Annotated in this window: 9 protein-coding genes and 4 pseudogenes; 5 read left to right on the forward strand and 8 right to left on the reverse strand. The window is 57.5% G+C overall.

Features of this window, described 5'->3' with window-relative positions:
• Window positions 1–307: 307 nt before the first annotated feature.
• Window positions 308–1,216 carry a LysR family transcriptional regulator gene (locus A3AS_RS45785; RefSeq protein ID WP_084674950.1) on the forward strand — a complete coding sequence of 303 codons (909 nt, stop codon included), beginning with the start codon at window positions 308–310 and terminating at the stop codon, window positions 1,214–1,216.
• A gap of 229 nt (window positions 1,217–1,445) precedes the next feature.
• On the opposite strand, the gene A3AS_RS49375 is transcribed toward A3AS_RS45785, so the two are convergent.
• From A3AS_RS49375 to A3AS_RS49385, 4 genes and pseudogenes are all read right to left on the reverse strand, one after another.
• Window positions 1,446–1,760, reverse strand: coding sequence for a DUF2285 domain-containing protein (locus A3AS_RS49375; RefSeq protein ID WP_245283328.1), 315 nt, complete (start codon window positions 1,758–1,760; stop codon window positions 1,446–1,448).
• The gene (locus A3AS_RS49380; protein WP_245283331.1) at window positions 1,682–1,990 is read right to left on the reverse strand and encodes a hypothetical protein; all 309 of its coding nucleotides are present in this window, start codon (window positions 1,988–1,990) and stop codon (window positions 1,682–1,684) included. The genes A3AS_RS49375 and A3AS_RS49380 overlap by 79 nt, the downstream gene beginning before the upstream one ends.
• A 46-nt stretch (window positions 1,991–2,036) precedes the next feature.
• Window positions 2,037–2,207 (reverse strand): annotated as a pseudogene (locus tag A3AS_RS50175) (transcriptional regulator domain-containing protein); the annotation flags it as partial.
• A 185-nt stretch (window positions 2,208–2,392) separates the two neighbouring features.
• Window positions 2,393–2,671, reverse strand: a pseudogene (locus A3AS_RS49385) (DUF2285 domain-containing protein).
• A 281-nt stretch (window positions 2,672–2,952) separates the two neighbouring features.
• On the opposite strand from A3AS_RS49385, the gene A3AS_RS49390 reads away from it, so the two are divergent.
• The gene (locus A3AS_RS49390) at window positions 2,953–3,411 is read left to right on the forward strand and encodes a helix-turn-helix domain-containing protein (RefSeq protein WP_245283329.1); all 459 of its coding nucleotides are present in this window, start codon (window positions 2,953–2,955) and stop codon (window positions 3,409–3,411) included.
• Window positions 3,412–4,994: 1,583 nt separating this feature from the next.
• Here A3AS_RS49390 and A3AS_RS0131470 read toward each other — a convergent pair.
• From A3AS_RS0131470 to A3AS_RS0131480, 3 genes are all read right to left on the reverse strand, one after another.
• Window positions 4,995–7,469, reverse strand: a complete 2,475-nt coding sequence (locus tag A3AS_RS0131470) for a CoA transferase (RefSeq protein ID WP_018321464.1) — start codon at window positions 7,467–7,469, stop codon at window positions 4,995–4,997.
• A 528-nt stretch (window positions 7,470–7,997) separates the two neighbouring features.
• A complete protein-coding gene (locus A3AS_RS0131475; RefSeq protein ID WP_018321465.1) occupies window positions 7,998–8,786 on the reverse strand; it encodes an SDR family NAD(P)-dependent oxidoreductase in 789 nt (262 codons plus the stop codon).
• Window positions 8,787–9,364: 578 nt separating this feature from the next.
• On the reverse strand, window positions 9,365–10,684 hold the full coding sequence (locus A3AS_RS0131480; protein WP_245283330.1) for an aminotransferase class I/II-fold pyridoxal phosphate-dependent enzyme: 1,320 nt from the start codon (window positions 10,682–10,684) through the stop codon (window positions 9,365–9,367).
• A gap of 433 nt (window positions 10,685–11,117) precedes the next feature.
• Between A3AS_RS0131480 and A3AS_RS44070 the strand changes: the two are divergent.
• Both A3AS_RS44070 and A3AS_RS45810 read left to right on the forward strand, forming a co-directional pair.
• Window positions 11,118–11,684: pseudogene (locus A3AS_RS44070) on the forward strand (IS3 family transposase); the annotation flags it as partial.
• Between the two features lie 1,040 nt (window positions 11,685–12,724).
• Window positions 12,725–13,052 (forward strand): annotated as a pseudogene (locus tag A3AS_RS45810) (transposase); the annotation flags it as partial.
• A 1,198-nt stretch (window positions 13,053–14,250) separates the two neighbouring features.
• Here the strand turns inward: A3AS_RS45810 and A3AS_RS0131495 are convergent.
• Window positions 14,251–16,674 carry a CaiB/BaiF CoA-transferase family protein gene (locus A3AS_RS0131495; protein WP_018321468.1) on the reverse strand — a complete coding sequence of 808 codons (2,424 nt, stop codon included), beginning with the start codon at window positions 16,672–16,674 and terminating at the stop codon, window positions 14,251–14,253.
• Window positions 16,675–17,170: 496 nt separating this feature from the next.
• On the opposite strand from A3AS_RS0131495, the gene A3AS_RS47790 reads away from it, so the two are divergent.
• Window positions 17,171–17,410, forward strand: coding sequence for a hypothetical protein (locus A3AS_RS47790; protein WP_157644438.1), 240 nt, complete (start codon window positions 17,171–17,173; stop codon window positions 17,408–17,410).
• Window positions 17,411–17,454: the final 44 nt, after the last annotated feature.

The raw sequence follows: 17,454 nt of genomic DNA on the forward strand, positions 1-17,454 counted from the left end.
CCTGCCCGTCGCGCAATCCTGGCGCTGTTGAGAGGTAGCGGACCTGTCATGTAGACGGCCCTCGATGTCGATTGCGACATCAGCGATCGGTCACCCTCGCTGACACTGGAGATCCACCTCTTAAAAAGCCGTCGAACGCAATCGAAGTTCGCGAGCCAGACGCGCGAACCGTACCGAGAAGGCGGATTTTGTGCGTGAGATATCGTTTATACGCGATACACATCGAATAATGTGATGGAGCATTCATGACTGGCAATGGGGCCGCCGTGACATTCAGCGGACAATCCAGAAGCTACCGGAGCAGAAGATGGCTGCCGAACACGATGACGTGCCTCTCAATGCTATCCGGGCGTTTGTGACCATTGCACGCGAGGGAAGCGTAACGCGTGCAGCGAGCACATTGGGAACGACACAGAGCTCGGTCAGTCGTTATTTGGCTGTGTTACAAGTCTACTTTGGTACGGATCTCGTACAACGGCGAGCCCGGCGGAGCGAATTGACAGAATTCGGAAGGCTCTTCGCGAACGCCGTTGCCGAACCGCTTGACACAGTATGTTTCACCGCGAAGAGAATGCGGCGTAGAAGCCGAATGCACGCTAATCGAATCGTGGTCCGCACGTCTCTGTCCACCATCGCATACTCCTTTCTGATACCGAATCTCCAGGCGTTCTCTGCTGAGATGGGCGGCGTAGTCGTCGACGTGATCAGTTCATTGTCTCCGCCGAGATCCTCCGACAATTTCGACATCTTGCTTACTCGCGATCTTTGTATCGTTGAACCGGCCGACGATTGGGCGATCCACAATGAGACGCTCGTATGCGTAGGCTCCCCAAATCATGTCATGGGAAAAACGCTCGCAACTGCCGGTTCGATGCCAATTCTGAACATCACATCGCGGCCCGACATACTGCCCACATGGCTCAGGGCCATGAACCTGACCGCAAAGGACATCAATTCGGGGGCGCGATACGATCATAATTACCTTGCTTTTCCGGCCGTCATAACAGGAAAATGCCTGCTGGTAGCGCCTGAAATCATTGTCAGCGATCTCGTGCGCACGGGGGCGCTCCATGTGATACCGGGATCGCGTACTCCAAGCGGAATGCAATATCGGGCCTATGCGGTGGACCGAAGTGACAATCCCGAAGTCGCTCGTGCCTTTTGCCGATGGGTCGCTCTGCTCTGTAAAAAGGCCGCAATTCCGGAAGCTGCCTAACCGCGTATTCGGTAATAGCAGAAGTTCGATCGATGCTTTGAATAATGCTAGCGCGTCCATTTGCACATGCAGACCGTTCCCGATCGACGGCGAGGCTCGTTTTTTGGCGAGTGCCGCGGCCAACCCGTAGTCCAGAACGCTAACCGCGCCCCGCCAGAACCCTTTCCGCCTTCAAACCGGCCGACTACAATCGTCTTGAGATATCCGGACCGCACCATCAACCAAAAGCTCAGGACCCCTCGCCCCTGTCCTTGCGGTTACGGCAGAGCAATGCGCGATAGCCGCCTCGCATGAGACGCAATCCCGTCCGGACCAGGCGAATGGTCCGGCTGGGAAGATGGTCTGTTTTCCAGCCGCGATCGGAAATACGATGCTTACCGAATAGGCCTTGCGCGATCTCGCGATAGCTATTTCCTTCCAGCGACCCATCGACTGCACGCAGGGCGAGGATGAGCCGATGACGGGTCAAGATTGGCCGCGCCAGAGGAGGTGGTCCAAGGGGCCGCCGTTCGAGCGCCAGCCAAAGTCGATGAGCTGCCCGCAAACGAACCTCGAAATGCGATCAAGCGGCAGGTCGACAGCAACCGATGAGGCGCCCGATGGAAGTTCGCTTAGCCACAGGCGATGCTTCGCTCCTCCCAGCGCCACGATGGCATGCCATCCATCCGGCGCGCAACGAAGCTCGCTGCCCGCTAGCTTGCTGAAATCCAGATCATACCGTTTGGACGCCGTCGTGCGGACAGCCGCGCGCACGGACAGCACGGTCGACAGCACTTCAGGCGCCCAGAAAATGGCTTGTTGGTCGAACGTCTTTTGCGGATCAGCTGCGAAAAGACAGCCCCCACTGCTGTCGGAAGTGGTCCGCCATCGCGCTGGATCGTTCGCTGGCGGCCAGGGCCATATAGTCCCTTTGGTACCCGCAATTGCGGCGCAGCCACTTCCAAGCTATGTCCGCAGCTTCTGCTTTCTTGGCGTCAGGATAGGCTTGCTCTGATTTCCAGTCTGCCCCGGCATCGTACTACTTTCCCCGTATATTTTTAACGCATGCAAGGGATTACAAATGTGACTATTTATGGTTGTTCCGATGCAGATGTTCGCTTTTAATGCAATTACGCGATGGGACGATCACATTTTGCGATCGGACATCAACAGAAGTGACGCCCTTTTCAAACGCATTCATTCCTCACTCTTCGGCCAACCGCGCTGCAGGAGATACCGAAAGCCCTGACGCGCCGCCCACTTGGCGCGAGCCAGATGACTTTCAAAAGTACGGCGGGCGCGATCCGGATCAAGGGCGGGATCAATACCAAGCACAATGCGCACAACTTTCGCGCCAATCAGCGTTATCGGCCTCGGCATCCAGGAGACGCATATAGGTGACGGCATGTTGCTCGTCTACGGCGTGAGCTGGGGCGCGTTAGGCGCGGAATCTGCGATCTTGGGATCGGGCGGCACTGCCTGAAAGTCCTACCGGATTGAGAAGCCTCGATTTAAGCGAAGGTAGCCGTATTCAGAGTCTCTTCGTAGCGAACCGATTGTCGCGGTCTGGCAGGAACATTCCTTGCCGAAGTCAATTAGTGGCTGGCAGCGGTTATTCCCGTCGTTCCCTTCGATTTCGTTCGCTCCGACTACAGCCAGAATGCATTTGATCGCAATCCGTTACGCTCAGAGCGCGATCAGCAGAACTGCCGTCCTGCGTGCGGCGCCGTCGGCCCGAATCAAGAGGTCGACATCGGATGCTGCTCCTCATAACTCGTCAGCATTGGCTCACTCGTCGCGACATCTTGATACAGTACCTGCTCTTTCATTTAGCTTACGCGCAGACTCTGCTCATCTGCATTCTGGGGCGAACCTACCGCAATAGCATGGTTATAGCCAGTGGTTTGATGACCGTCGGAATGGCTGCTTTAGCGCATGAAAGCTCGTGCGCTTGTCGCCTGGAATGTGCGTCGGATCGCGTAGATCGCGGCATTTCGCAAGAGGGATTGGCGTACGATGCCCGGATTGACCGCTCCTATATAGGCGGTATCGAGCAGCAATCGGAGAATCCGACAATCGATATTCTCGAGCGCGTCGCAGAAACGCTTGATGTTCATTTGTCTGAATTCTTTCTTCAGCCACCCAAAGGTGCGGCGCCGCCAAAGACCTTGCGTAAGGGTCGCAAGCCGGCTCGTTCACGTCGAAAAACGAAATAGCACTCCTAGATGACCGGGTTTGTGCTGCTGCCCTAGCGGCAAACAGGACATCAATGTCACAATTGCCGCAAATGGCGGCAGGGCGCGTTTCCTCGTTTCCAGCGAAGCCGAAAGCGATCTTTCTTACTAGAATTGGTAGCGGGAGTCGCTTCGTGTTTGCTGTAGACTTCGCCATCGAGATCGACGATCGGTGCGCGTCTCTAAAGCGCCGCAAATAGTGACCGCGATCAGCAACGATCGTGCCAGATGACTACAGTCCTGAGGGCACTCTAAAAGAGGGAACGAATTCCGCCATTCATTAATCGCGATCTAAGAACGGAGCTGCAGATGTCAAGTTCGATAGATAATCCATTTATCCCACCAGCACTCACAAATACCACGACGGTGCGTCGCGGAACCGGTGCGGTCGTACCTGGAGGCGCCCGCCGACGAGCTTGGCTGACAATCCCGGGACGCCGTTTGCGCTTGGCAGCGCTGCGGCGGCGAACGTTCGGCGTAGTGCTCGTTGCGCATTTCATGAGCCCAAGGAAAGTGCAGCAGCTTCAATTAGAAATGGCACCATAGCGCGATGCTGCTAGAAGCTAGCGGACAACTCATAGACGGGCAGGCTAAGCGAGCCGTTCCAGCTCATCTATCTCAGCCGAAACCGCGATGGTCTCGCGGCACCAAAACACGTAGGTGATCGGTCCGCTTGTGCTCTGCAGCGAACCGATTTCAGTGCGGTGATTTCCAAACGATGAAGCTGCAAACTCATGGACATATGGTCATGAAGCTTGTCGAATATCCTTCCGGACGCTCCACGAGCTCGACCGTCTTTGTTGGCAAGAATCGTTTTGGCAACTGGGTCCTCCGCGAACAGAATGGTATTTTTGGTGGTCTGTTCGCGAGCCGCGCGCAAGCGCTCAAATACGCACTCTGTGAGAATGGCCAACATCCAGAAGCTATCCTCGAGTACCTCGCGGATCGAACTCGTTTTTTCCCACAGTCAGCACGAGGGGCGGGGTCTAATAAATCGGCGCCTTCGACTATTGAGAGCGCTCTCGCTACGGAGCTAAATTTCCGTCATCACGCCAACGCTTGGCCCGGATGGAAGTATGAGATCGCAAGGCCGCGTTGCCTGCCGCGCGGCGCGAAACCGTATTCGCCGCTTGTCGCCTTGGTGATCGCGCATCGGCCACACGGCAGTCGGAAGCGGGCCCGGATTCGCTCTTTCCGGCACACGCACGAGCAAGCGTATTCGTTTTAAGGAGCGTAACAAGTCTGAATTTGACGCAAACTCGCCCGGCAATGACCGATGCGGCACGCGCCCTGACGCTTGGTGTAGCTGCACCGCACGCAGCTCAGCACACGGCTCGTACTGTTGCCTAAGTGTGCACCGCGGTTTGTTGCCATCAAGCGGCCCGGGCGATATCAGCGCAAGGACGGCCAATGATCAGCGTTGTTCGCGCCGATGAAGTCCATGCAGTGGAGTCGTGTTCGGAACTGCTGCGGAACACTGAACAGTGCGCCACGATGAATCTCAAACCCGCGGGCTGCGCCGGTCTGCCAAGCCTGAGAGTTCGTCAATCTGATGTAGGGTTAATTTATCGGCCTGGCGATACCGTCTTTGTTTCAGCGAGCTCCCGTTCCGAAAGCATTGCCGTACCGATGATACCGTCCCTAGCCAAGTGCGCGATCTCTGTGTCGGAAAGCTCAAGAAGCCCTGATAGAATCTCTCTGTTATGTTGTCCAAGCGTCGGTGCCGGCGTGCGGATTGCATAGGGTCCTTCACCTTCCCGAATCGGCATTGACGGCTGCGGATGCGAGCCAATGAATGCGCGGTCGATTTCTTGCAGATACCCGCGCACCCTGAGATGCCGATCGGTGAGCAGATCAATCGGCAGGCGGGCCACGCCGGCCGCAATCCTTGCGGCCTGCAACTCGGACATCGCCTGGTCCGCGTCGCGGGTGATCGTCCAGGCTTCAATCGCCCTCTCGATTAACTCCTCGATATCGCGGCGCGCTTCCGCGGATTTCAGCGACACGTCTGTGGCCCAATCTGGTCGACCAATAAGAACAGCAAGCCTCTGCCACATGTGCTCGTTGGTCGCGGCTACCACGATCCAGTTGTCCTCACCGGCACACCGGAAGCAGCCATGCGGCACGAACTCTGGATGTCGACTGCCGTATTTTACCGGTGGCGCACCGTCGATCGAATGGACAGTGATCCATGGAGCTGCAAAGGGCATCATGCATTCGATCTGCGCAAGATCAATGAACTGGCCCAGCCCGCTGGTGCGCGCGTGAATCAGCGCAACTAGAACTGCGGCGCAGCCGTTCAACCCGCCGACGGCATCCCCGAAGGCGATGTGACTCATCGCGGGTGGCCCATTGTGGCTTCCAATCACACTCGGCAACCCCGAGCCCTGTTCGAGAGTCGAGCCGTAGGCTCGGCAACTGCGCCGGACGCTGTTCGTGCCAAAGGCTGACATCGACATCATGACAAGGCGAGGATTGAGCATGCTGAGCACGTCGTAGCCAAGCCCGAACTTCGGCAGCACATCGGCCGAATAATTGTCTACGACAATGTCGGCTCCCGCTGCAAGCCGCTTGGCGAGAGTGCGCCCCTCCAGCCGCGTCAGGTCGAGTGTGATACCGCGCTTGTTGCGGTTCGCCATGCAGAAGCGCGCCGTCTTCTCATACATCTGGTCCTCAATGTAAGCAGGTCGTCGGTCAACGCCACGCCACCAGTCCGGATACTGGATGCCTTCTATCTTGATGACGTCCGCACCGAGATCAGCCAGAGTGCGCGTACATAGCGGACCCGCCCACCCCATCGAGAAATCGACAACGCGAATTCCCTGCAGTGGCGGCGCGCTCGAATCGATGCGGCCGGACGCCGGCGCAGCGCCAGTGAGACGTCTCCGCGCATTCGGGAAGCGCTGCTGCTCGCCGGGAGCCGGAACCTTGCCGCCCCGGCGCGGCGGCGTCGATGTCAGCCGCTGCATCGAGCCGGCCGTCGAGCCCTCTTCTCTGCCAAGCAGGACGGGCACGATTGCGCCGCGCTCCCTCTTCTCCGCATCCCGCAGCAGATCGGACATTTGCGGCACCGGCACGATCGGGATCTTGCGTTTCAGTCCTTCCGTAAACCACTCGTGCGCTGTCCGCGTTTTCAGCCTCGGGATGAACTGTCGTTCGATCCGTTCCATGTGTTGCAGACGATCGGCGCCGAGAAGGAGAGCCGGATCGTCACACAATTCGGTCAGATCGAGCATTTCGCAGAACGCGCGCCATTGTGCCGGAGTGATCGTCGTGACGCCGAGCCAACCATTTTTGGTCTCGTAAATGCCGACCGGAAAGTTCGGCCAGAAGCGGTTGATGCCAATCCGTCGCATCACGTCCCCGCGCTCATACGCCTCGAACATCTGATACTCGCTCAGAACGAGGCTCGATTCAAAAACACTGAGCGACCACGACCATCTTCTCCCACCGCCTTGTTCTTCCGGAATCGTTGAAGAAACCGCGGCGATGAAGCCCCACAGACCGGCCAGGATACCAGTCTGGAAATCCGGTGCGTGCAATGGCGGGCCCTCGACAGGTCCAGCCAGCTTGATGAGGCCGGCGAGCGCGCGGACCGTCGAATCGGTTGCGGCGAAACCTGCATAGGGTCCCTGGCGGCTAAACCAACTTGCTTCGAGGTAAATCAACCTGGGACGTCTCTGCCGAATCGCGGCAATATCAATGGAAGGGCAATCTGCGGGATCAATATCGCGACCATCGATCAAAATGTTGCAATCTTCGATCAGTGCCGTCAGCTGCGGAATCGCGTCCGGGTTTGTGGTATCGATGACCACACTTGACTTGTTGAAGTTCAGGAATGTAAACCACGCGCTCTGGCAAGAAGGCGTGAGTGGCGCACTACTGCGGAGTGGATCTCCACCTGGCGGCTCGACCTTCTGAACATCGGCGCCGAAGTCGGCAAACAACCGCGCGCAATAGCTGGTCGCGGCCGAGCTACCGATCTCGACGACTCGCAGATGCGAAAACACTTCCATCGAGGGCTCCATTTTCTCTGCCATCTGATACTCCGCGATGTCACTTGCCCGCGACGGAAGCCTGTTAGGCGCGGCAAGCGCGGCACGTCTTACCAGGCGATTAGCGGAGGGGCCGGCACGCGATCCAGCGCACACAAGCATTGATCGAACATTGGCATCTTCCGGGAACTGATGACCTCGTTGATCTTTCGCGAACAGCGATACTGACGTGCCGTCAGCCTAGAGCCCCGCAACTTCTCACCTCGAAATAGACTGAGGGGACAGATCGGTGACTTCTTCTGTCTCCTCCTTGCGGAGGGCAAGCCGCACGGAGGCCTTCTCCACGCCGCCGAATTCGCTGCTCGGCGCCCCCGCGGCAAAGAAGAAGGCATCAAAGCCGAACCACGAGGGGACCCGCCACCGATTGGCCTATCAACTCCGGTCGCATCCATGTTCTTCATGTTCACGCGCGACTGAATGCCGTTTTGGCGCTGCGTGGCATTCGAGGATTCCGTGAGCCTGAGCGAGGCCGTCATGTTGTGCTGTCGGCGATCAAATGCGATATGCATTGGCTTACGCGGCGAACTCGCCGCCTGTGATATCGATGGTTGCGCCGGTTATAAAGCCCGCCATCGGCGAGGCCAGAAAGGTCACAACGTGCGCCACCTCTTCAGCAGTTCCAAAACGGCCGACCGGAATCCTGCTGAGAGCGGAGCGGTTGACCGCGGCCTCAGGTGGTCCAGTCAGATCGCTGAGAACCCGTCCAGGAGAGATACAATTGACCGTAATACCGTATGGAGCGAGATCCCGCGCAGCAGCGCGGGTTAATCCGACCAGTCCCGCCTTCGACGCGGCATAATGCGGCCCTGCGATCATCGGCATGGCACGCCCAGCGAGTGACCCGATATTGATGATGCGTCCGTAGCCTTTCGCGATCATTGCTGGCGCCAAGAGCCGTATGAGAATGAACGGGCCGTAGAGATTGACATCGATGACCCGCGCCCATTCATCTAGGGACGTCTGCGAAAGCCAAGGTGCATTTTGGTCCACGCGCTTGGGGGAGATGCCCGCATTGTTCACCAAAATCGCTATTTCGCCCCAACGTTCCCGGATGTGGTCAACAAATCCCTGCACATCGTTGTGTCGCGTTACGTCAATCCTCTCAGCATAGAGCCGATCTTCCGGGCAACCGAGAAGATTAAGCGCCCGCTCCACGTGTTCCGCTTTTGTCGCCACAAAAGCGACGCGATAGCCATCGACCAAGAGCCGGCGCACGATCTCCAATCCAATCCCGCGCGCTCCTCCGGTCACAAGCGCAACGCGCCGGTCGCTGTGGTCGCCGAGCTCTCCCGGTTTCAGCATGATCGTCGAACCAACGGCGCAATGAGCGAGACAACAGGGCCGGAAAAGCACATTCCGCACAAATCAAGAGGAACTTTCATTTTTGTCGTTTCCTTATGCTACAAACAACGCAGGGCTTTCGCGCGCGTGGGCCGCGCAAGCCATTGCGTAGAGGGCTGTGATTGGGCGCGGCTCTCGAACACGGAATAAATTTTGTTTGCGATAAAGGAGATCCAACATATAATCCCAGGTTGCGCATTCGCAGTGTAGTCAGCATCGGTACAAGCTTTCCCGCTCGTCGACCGGCACGTAGCGCCTCGACGGAAACGAGCGGCGCAACCGCATCTTGCAGGGCGATATACTGGCGCCGGGCATCGCGCCAACGTTTCGAATACAGGATCTACACTTAGGGCAAACTGACCAAAAATGAGCGCATATTCTCGTCGAGCATAGGAGCACACTGTCTGATTGGTTGTCACGTAAGAACGTGCCGTGAGCGCCGGCCTAAAAGAACCGGAGATATCTCGGAAGTTGCGCATAGACCCAGGGTTGACGAGCTTTCAGCGTCGTTGCCCGAATAGAGTGAGAGCAGCTTGGTCCTACCGGGCAGTTCTATCACTTTGTTCCTCTGAATCGCCGTCCGCGAACTCAAGAGGGGCCGGGGCACTCGGTGGCTTCGCAGCTTTGCCTGGTATCCTTTCCAAGATGCAGTCGGACAGCCGTTCTATATCGCACTCTTCATGATCAGCCGTGATGCAGACCCGAATCCCTGCCTTTCCTTGCGCGACCGTCGGGAAGAACGTCACCGAAGTATAGAAGCCGGCAGCGAAAAGTTCTCTTGCAATTGCAATGGCCTTGGCTTCGGATCCTATTGCGATCATTCTGATCGGAAATGAATTGCCTTGCTCAGCGGTTGCGATATGGCGATCAAAGACTTCGATCCGTTGCGCCAGCCGCCTCTGCCGTTCACCAAGTTCTGGCGAGCGATGAATCTTGCACGAACCAATCGCCGCGCCAACCGCCGCTAGATTGGGTGGCACCGAAAACGCATATGGAATGGAGTACCGTCGAAACAGCGCCTCGTGATCGGCGGTTCCGAGCATAATCATGCCGCCCGATGCGCCGAAGCCCTTGGCCAGCGAGGCTATTATGATCGTACGGTCTCCTAGCATTTGTGGAAACTGAGAACGGGCAAATCCTTCGCCTTGGCGTCCGAAGATCGATATGCCGTGAGCATCGTCGATATAGAGAAAGAGCCCGTACCGTTCCTGGAGATGGCGCAGTTCCTTGATGGGCGAGTTCCCTCCCATGGAGTAAATACCATCGCATACGTAGGCGACCACTGGATGTTCTCGGCACAAGCGCTCGAGAGCATCGATATCGTTGTGCGCGATCGTTTCCACTCGCGTTTCATCAGCGACTACGGGCTTATGGTAAGCGAGCGATATATGCGCGATACGGTCGAACACGACGACCGGCTTCCTTCCGCCCGTCAATAGGCCCGAAGCAAGGAGAGGCATCACTCCTAGATTAGCGAGCATGACTGTAGAACATGCGATTACGCGTGAGCAGAACATCTCCGACAGGGTTGCTTCAAGCTCTGCCAAAAGATCGAAATTGAGCCGCGTTCGTGCGCACGACCAGTGCAACGAATGGTGCGCCTCGATCGCGTCGATCGCACCAGCGACGATCACGGGATGGTTGTCCAGCCCAAGGTATGAGCATCGCACGAAATCAATTAGCTCCGATCGACCGTCAAGTGGACCGGTGCCCAAAACAAAGGTGCGTCCGATCGTGGAACGCCCCTGGACGGCCATGAGACCAGCCTCGTGAGCTGCATCGAAATAGGGGCGACTCTTATTGACCATGTAGGCGGTGTTCCGGAACCGTCCATTGGAGAGCGGAGTCCGCTGTCGCATTTCATTCTCCATTGCACCTGCCAAGATACCCAGCCGCTCTTAAGATAAATCGTCATGATGCGCCGCTTGACGCATCGTCGAACTGGAGGTTCTCTACAAGAGTACGTACGGGCAGTCGATCGGCCCCAAGTTTCAAACAACTTACCCAATGGCGAACTCGCTTGGCAGCTACCAAATCGGATAGCCGGAATCGCTGCAGAGTGGACAGAGACGCATTAATGTGCGCGTGCATTGATGTGACGGCTGATGTATCTGCAGTCAACTATCTGCTTAGTCGGCCAAAGAATTCTCACGCCCCTGATCTGGGCTAGCGTGCAGTAGACGCTCGAAGTAGGGATGACGGAAGGGCCGAGGCGGGGGCGCACGGAGGAACAGTTATCCTCGCCCACGATGGTTATCTTTTGGATTTTGGGTCAATGAAGAGAACTGATGTCGGCGCAACGGACTGCCCTGTTCAAGTCGTCGGGAATTGCTGCAGCGTGTGCCCCGCCGAAGCAGCTGCCACGAGCGGCCGAACCAGAAGTGGATCGCCGACTTTACGTATCTCTGGACGGCCGAGGGCTGGCTCTACGTCGCAGCGGTGATCGACCTGTTCTCACGCCGGGTGGTGGGTTGGTCGATGAGCGCCGCCATGACAGCTCAGTTGGTAACCGATGCCCTGCTGATGGCCGTCTGGCGACGCGGCAAGCCGGACGCCCTGTTGCATCACTCCGACCAGGGCAGTCAGTACACCAGCGAGCAGTTCCAGCGCTTGATGGCCGATCACGGCATTCTCTGCAGCATGAGCCGTTCCGGCAACGTCTGGGACAACGCAGCGATGGAGAGCTTCTTCTCGTCGCTCAAGACCGAACGGACCGCCAACAAGATCTACCGAACCAGAGACGAGGCACGAGCCGATGCGTTCGACTATATCGAAAGATTTTACAACACGATCCGCAGGCACTCGACCATCGGGTATCTCAGCCCGGTTGAGTTCGAGCGCAAGGTGGGATTAGCTTAACCTGGTGTCCATCAAACCGGCAGCAGCTCAAGTCGAAGGTACGAGCAAATTCGGACATGCCGCTCCTCAGCCGAGCGGTCCGATCATTAGAGTTCGGCTCGGCGGCCGAGGTACGCCCCCCGTTCGCCCAGTTAATTGCGAACCCGCATTTGCACACCCCAGCTCTGCCATAATACGCACTAACCTCGACTTCGGCGCGATGACCTAAACTGTCAGGAACTCGCGACTCTCCATCGAAGATGATACGCCGTGCGAGATTAATTCGACACTTGTTGACCATCCGATCACGTCGGGCGCGCCCTCAAAGCTGATGCGGAAAACTCACTTCTTCAACGCCCTGGCTCCCGTTTTGACCGGATGCTCACGAGTGCGAACGAAAGCGTGCTTCCTGTTGCGCAGACGGCTAGAGATGCCAATGCAACCACGATGCCATAGTGGTTTTGGATAACACTGAAGAAGAAGTGCGCAAAAGACGCCGTCGACAATCGGAAACCTGTGATCAACCCGAGCCGCCTTCCATACCCGTCCTGCCCGAATGCTGAGAGCGGCAAGCTTGCACGACGGATGCTGTTTAGACCAGAGCTAAACCCAAGCAAAGCAATGAAGATTGCAATTCCGAGGAGAGAGTGAGACGTCAATATGATGATGAATGTAGCCGCCGAGAGCATAATGCATGAGAATGGTGAGTTCGATCAATATGTCCGGTACCGCCGACGCCCTGGCGGCCGGACGAGGCACCCGTGACAAGCCTCGGCAGGCGTCGTTCCATATCGCGATGGAGCCGCAACGCCTCTGCCGGAGCCGACCGTCGATTTGAGTTTTGAGTCGCAGGCTTTCGGGAGCTGACGACTCGAGCGCTTGCGAATAGGGATGCTGGACGTTCTGAACGCCTCCATCGGCCATAATTCAAAGAGTTGCTGCATGCCCGCCCTTGCAGCGCGAATGCCGTAGTTGCCGTGGATCATCATGCGGATGTTGCCCAATGCCCTATCCCGGACGGCGTCGAGTTCCGGATACGCGTTGGGCACGATCACCAGTGGCGCCGATGCGGCAAATCAAAACTGGCCGAGGCGATCCGCTGTGCAGTCTCGCGCCGCGCCGTCTTCGAACGCTTCCTCACCGACGGCCGCATTGAGCTCGACTCCAACATCGCCCATCAGACCACCAACAATTACGAGAAAGAATAGCCTCTTCGCGGGCAGCGACGGCGCCGGGCGAACCTGGGCGACCATCGCAACACTGCTCGAGACAGCGAAAATGAACAACGTCGATCCGTTCGCCCGGGTTGCCCTAACACTTCAACCTATCGCCAACAGTTGGCCGAGCAGCGAACTCGATGCGCTCATGCCACGGAACAACGCTGCCTGACGGCCTCAGCTTGCTGCTTACTCCACAGCACCTCGGGATGCTGGATACCAATATAAGTAAGCGGCGTGCCAAGCTTGCACGAAGAGCGGCGCGCATACTGTCCAATCAGGTCGTAAGACTGCGTTGTACTGGCGCGGCGCCATTTGGCGCAACGAGCGCCCGTCCGATTGCAGAGCAACTTGAGCTCGATCGCCGCACCAACCATACGATCCGCTGCACGGCGCCCATTCGGATCACGGTATGAACGAGGGGCTTGTCGATCAGCCAGTCAAGGCCAAGTCCAAGCGCCGCGCGAACGTAGCTCAGATGGGCTTTTGCAGTGAGGGCATCCTCACCATGTCCAGAATACCAGATCCCCTGCGCTCAGAGATCGGACATCCAAGAGACACTCACCGGCTTGCATGTACGGGTCCGGAAGAAGGCATGCACATCCCTTCGCGCTCTCGAGCTCAACGACAAGTGTATCCTACTATCGAAAGCGACGCGAGATCCGCTTAGTCCTGCCCTCACATTCATATTCAATGGCGCAGAAATTCGAGGCATTAAGTCAGGTCTCTTGGAAGCCTGCATATGTGAATGACGTGGCAGGTGCCAGCTGAGGAACATACTCTTTAAGTCAAGGAAGGATTCTGAGCGTGAAGTCCTTCTAGTCTCCTTTGAGCGGCACCGCAGCTTGGCAGGAATTGTCGTGGCGAGTGGGTTGCCCGCGAACAGAACGTTATTTTTGGCGGTGTACTATGAACCGCACTCAAGGCTCAAATACGCGCTTTTCGAGAGTGGCTATCACCCAGAAACCATCGTCGATGTGTAGCGCGAATCCGAACTCGATGTATCAGCCTTCGAAAGGCCTGCAGGCCTCCAGCTTGGAAAGCAGCTTTAATCATCTCACAGATTGTCCTTTCGACCTAATCAGCTCGGCGAATGCCCTGGTCACGCACGTAATTGGATGCGGCAACTTGCTTATTGAGCCGGAAATCAGGCACCCTTGCACATGCCTAGATTTACGGCCGACCAGAGTCGCTTCACGCGGTGCATATTTGCATCGACCTCACCCACGGCACACTCCAGCACGGACCTTGGCTTGCGGTTGCGAGATCACGTCATCATGGAATCTCTCACGAGCGGACTGTCATCTGCCGAACTTGAGAGCTCGTCACTGGGATGCACCGTCGGTTTGTCGATCTGAGGACATTTTCGTTTATCTTGCGAGCTCCCCTTCGGAGAGCATCTTCGTGCCGATGATGCCCTCCCTCTCCAATTGCGCGATCTCGGCATCGGAGAGCCCGAGAAGGCCCGATAGGATCTCTCTGTTGTGTTGTCCCAGCGTCGGTGCCACTGTGCGGACTGCATAGGGCTCTTCACCTTCACGAATCGGAATCGAGGGCTGCGGATGCGAGCCAATGAATGCGCGTTCGACGTTCTGCAGGAACCCGCGCGAGCCGAGATGCCGATCCCTGAGCAGGTCGATCGGCAGGCGGGCCACACCGGCCGCAACACTTGCAGCTTGCAACTCGGACATAGCCTGATCTGCATCGCGGGTATGCGTCCAGGCTTCGATGCCTCTTTCTATGACATCTTCGATGCCGCGGCGAGCTTCCGTAGATTTCAGCGATGCGTCCTTGGCCCAGTCTGGTCGCCCAATAAGAAGCGCAAGCCTCTGCCACATGTAGGCATCCGTCGCGGCTATCATGATCCAGTTGTCCTCGCCCACACACCGAAAGCAGCCATGCGGCACGAACTGCGGATGTCGATTGCCGTATCTAGTCGGCAGCATACCGCCGAGCGAGTGGATGGTGATCCATGGCGCTGCGAACGGTATCATGCATTCAATCTGCGCCAGATCAATGAACTGTCCCTGCCCGGTAGTGCGGGCGTGAATCAGCGCAACCAGAACTGCAGCGCAGCCATTCAACCCGCCGACGGCATCCCCGAACGCAATGTGGCTCATCACAGGTGGCCCGTCAGCGTTTCCGATCACATTCGGTAGCCCTGAGCCCTGCTCGAGAGTTGAACCGTAGGCTCGGCAATCGCGATGGATGCTGTTCGCGCCGAAGGCTGACATCGACATCATCACGAGCCGAGGATTGAGCGTTCCGAGCACGTCGTAGCCAAGCCCAAGCTTTGGCAGCACGTCGACCGAATAATTGTCGACGACAATATCAGCTCCCGCCACAAGCCGTTTGGCGAGAGCGAGGCCCCGTGGCCGCTTCAGATCGAGGGTGATACCGCGCTTGTTGCGGTTCATCATGCAGAAGCGCATGGTCTTTTCGTACATCTGGCCGTCCACATAAGTAGGCCGCCGATCAACGCCACGCCACCAGTCAGGATACTGGATAGCCTCGATCTTGATGACGTCCGCACCGAGATCAGCCAGTGTGCGCGTACACAACGGACCCGCCCAGCCCATCGAAAAGTCGATGACGCGAACTCCGTGCAATGGCAGCCCGGCGGCCTCGATGCGGCCGGACGCCGCCGCGGTGCCGCTCGCGTGTCTTCGAATATTCGCGAAACCCTGCTGCTCGCCGGGAGCTGGAACCTTGCCGCCGCGACGCGGCGGCGTCGATGTCAATCGTTGCATCGAGCCGGCGGTGAGGCCCTCTTCCTCGCTAAGCAGGACGGGCACGATGGCACCACGCTCCTTTCTCTCCATATCCTGGAGCAGATCGGACATTTTTGGTACCGGCACGATCGGGATCTTGCGCTTCAGTCCCTCCGCAAACCAATCCTGCGCTGTCCGCGTCTTTAGCCTCGGGATGAACTGTCGTTCGATCCGTTCCATATAGTGCAGACGATCGACGCCGAGGACTAGAGCCGGATCATCACGCAATTCGGATAGATCGAGCATGTCGCAGAACCCGCGCCATTGTGCCGGGGTGATTGTCGTAATGCCGAGCCAACCCTTCTTCGTTTCGTAGATGCCGACCGGAAAGGTCAGGCAGAAGCGGTTAATGCCAATCCGGCGCATCACATCGCCCCGCGCAAACGCCTCGAACATCAGATCCTCGCTAAGAGCGAGGCTCGATTCGAAAATACTGAGTGACCACGACCGCCCTGCCCCACCGCGCATTCGAGCAACCGCCGAAGAAGCCGCGGCGATGAAGCCCCACAGGCCGGCAAGAATACCCGTCTGAAAATCCGGTGCGTGCAGCGGCGGCCCTTCGACCGGTCCAACTAGCTTGATGAGGCCGGCGAGCGCTCGGACGGTCGAATCGGTTGCGGCAAATCCCGCGTACGGCCCCTGGTGGCCGAACCAGCTCGCTTCGAGGTAGATCAACCCGGAGCGTCGCCGCCGGATGGCGGTTATATCAATGGAAGGGCAATCCGCGGCATCAACATCCCGCCCATCGATTAGGACGTCGCAACCCTCGACTAAAGCCGTCAGACATGCAACCGCATCCGGGTCGGCGGGATCGATAATAATGCTTGACTTGTTGAAGTTCAGGAATGCAAACCACGCGCTCTGGCCATTGGGCGTCAGTGGTGCGCTGCGGCGGAGTGGATCTCCTGCTGGTGGCTCGACCTTCTGCACATCGGCTCCGAAATCGGCAAACAACCGCGCGCAATAGCTGGTAGCGGCCGAGCTACCGATCTCGATGACCCGCAGACGCGATAACACTCCCATCGACCGCTCCTTTCCCAATAACGCTGATACTTCTGAGTATCGGCCACAAGATTCATCAGAGCAATTCCCAAGTCACGAATACCGCGTCCTGCACAATTGAGATTCGCGATCGATCGTGAATTCATAATCATGCTGGCTATGCACGGCAATCCTAAGCATTGCTTCTGCGGCGAGCTTTGGTTTCTTATGCACTACCGCGGACCGAGGCGGCGCACTGTTGGAAGCTTTCCGCTAAGAATGAGCAAGAACCGTGCCGGCTCAGACCGGAATAACGAGCGCGCTCGGGTGCGCTCCCAGAGCGTCGTAACCAGATTCTATGTCACAGCCGACCTACAGAAGCGCGTTTGGCCTTGTTGGAAACAATACAAACGTAGAGTGCGCAACCGCTTACAGTCTCGAAGTTACACCGCAACGTGGAGTCGGGCCGCCACGCCCTTACGACCAGCGTTGCGATATCCAGTGGGCAAACCCTCCGTTTGGATGAAGTGAGAACCCAATGGCCAACTTCTCAAGCACAGTCTCGAAGTGCTTCGCCACTGCAGCTGGCCGTCTGGCCACGCAGCACGATGGGATCGCCGTCAACAAACATTATCAGACGGCACAAACTCTGTGTCCAAAAGTGCGTGCTGAGAACAAAACAGGCTTCCGTCGTCCGCAACGAGAGGGTTCAACTTCACGACGAGAGGCGACCGGCATCATCTTCGTCCCTGTTCGTCGTGCCAACCACATCCGGTAAGGGCCTTTACGTCGGAACCAGTGAAAAAGGCCCTAGGTCACTCC

This window comes from Bradyrhizobium sp. WSM2793 (genome assembly GCF_000379585.1).
Lineage (GTDB): Bacteria > Pseudomonadota > Alphaproteobacteria > Rhizobiales > Xanthobacteraceae > Bradyrhizobium.

Bases quoted from the DNA above. Each gene is read 5' to 3' on its own strand.
- A3AS_RS0131480 (WP_245283330.1), bottom strand. From the start codon at position 10,684: ATGCGACAGCGGACTCCGCTCTCCAATGGACGGTTCCGGAACACCGCC.
- A3AS_RS0131475 (WP_018321465.1), bottom strand. From the start codon at position 8,786: ATGCTGAAACCGGGAGAGCTCGGCGACCACAGCGACCGGCGCGTTGCG.
- A3AS_RS47790 (WP_157644438.1), top strand. From the start codon at position 17,171: ATGGCCAACTTCTCAAGCACAGTCTCGAAGTGCTTCGCCACTGCAGCT.
- A3AS_RS45785 (WP_084674950.1), top strand. From the start codon at position 308: ATGGCTGCCGAACACGATGACGTGCCTCTCAATGCTATCCGGGCGTTT.
- A3AS_RS49390 (WP_245283329.1), top strand. From the start codon at position 2,953: ATGCTGCTCCTCATAACTCGTCAGCATTGGCTCACTCGTCGCGACATC.
- A3AS_RS0131495 (WP_018321468.1), bottom strand. From the start codon at position 16,674: ATGGGAGTGTTATCGCGTCTGCGGGTCATCGAGATCGGTAGCTCGGCC.
- A3AS_RS0131470 (WP_018321464.1), bottom strand. From the start codon at position 7,469: ATGGCAGAGAAAATGGAGCCCTCGATGGAAGTGTTTTCGCATCTGCGA.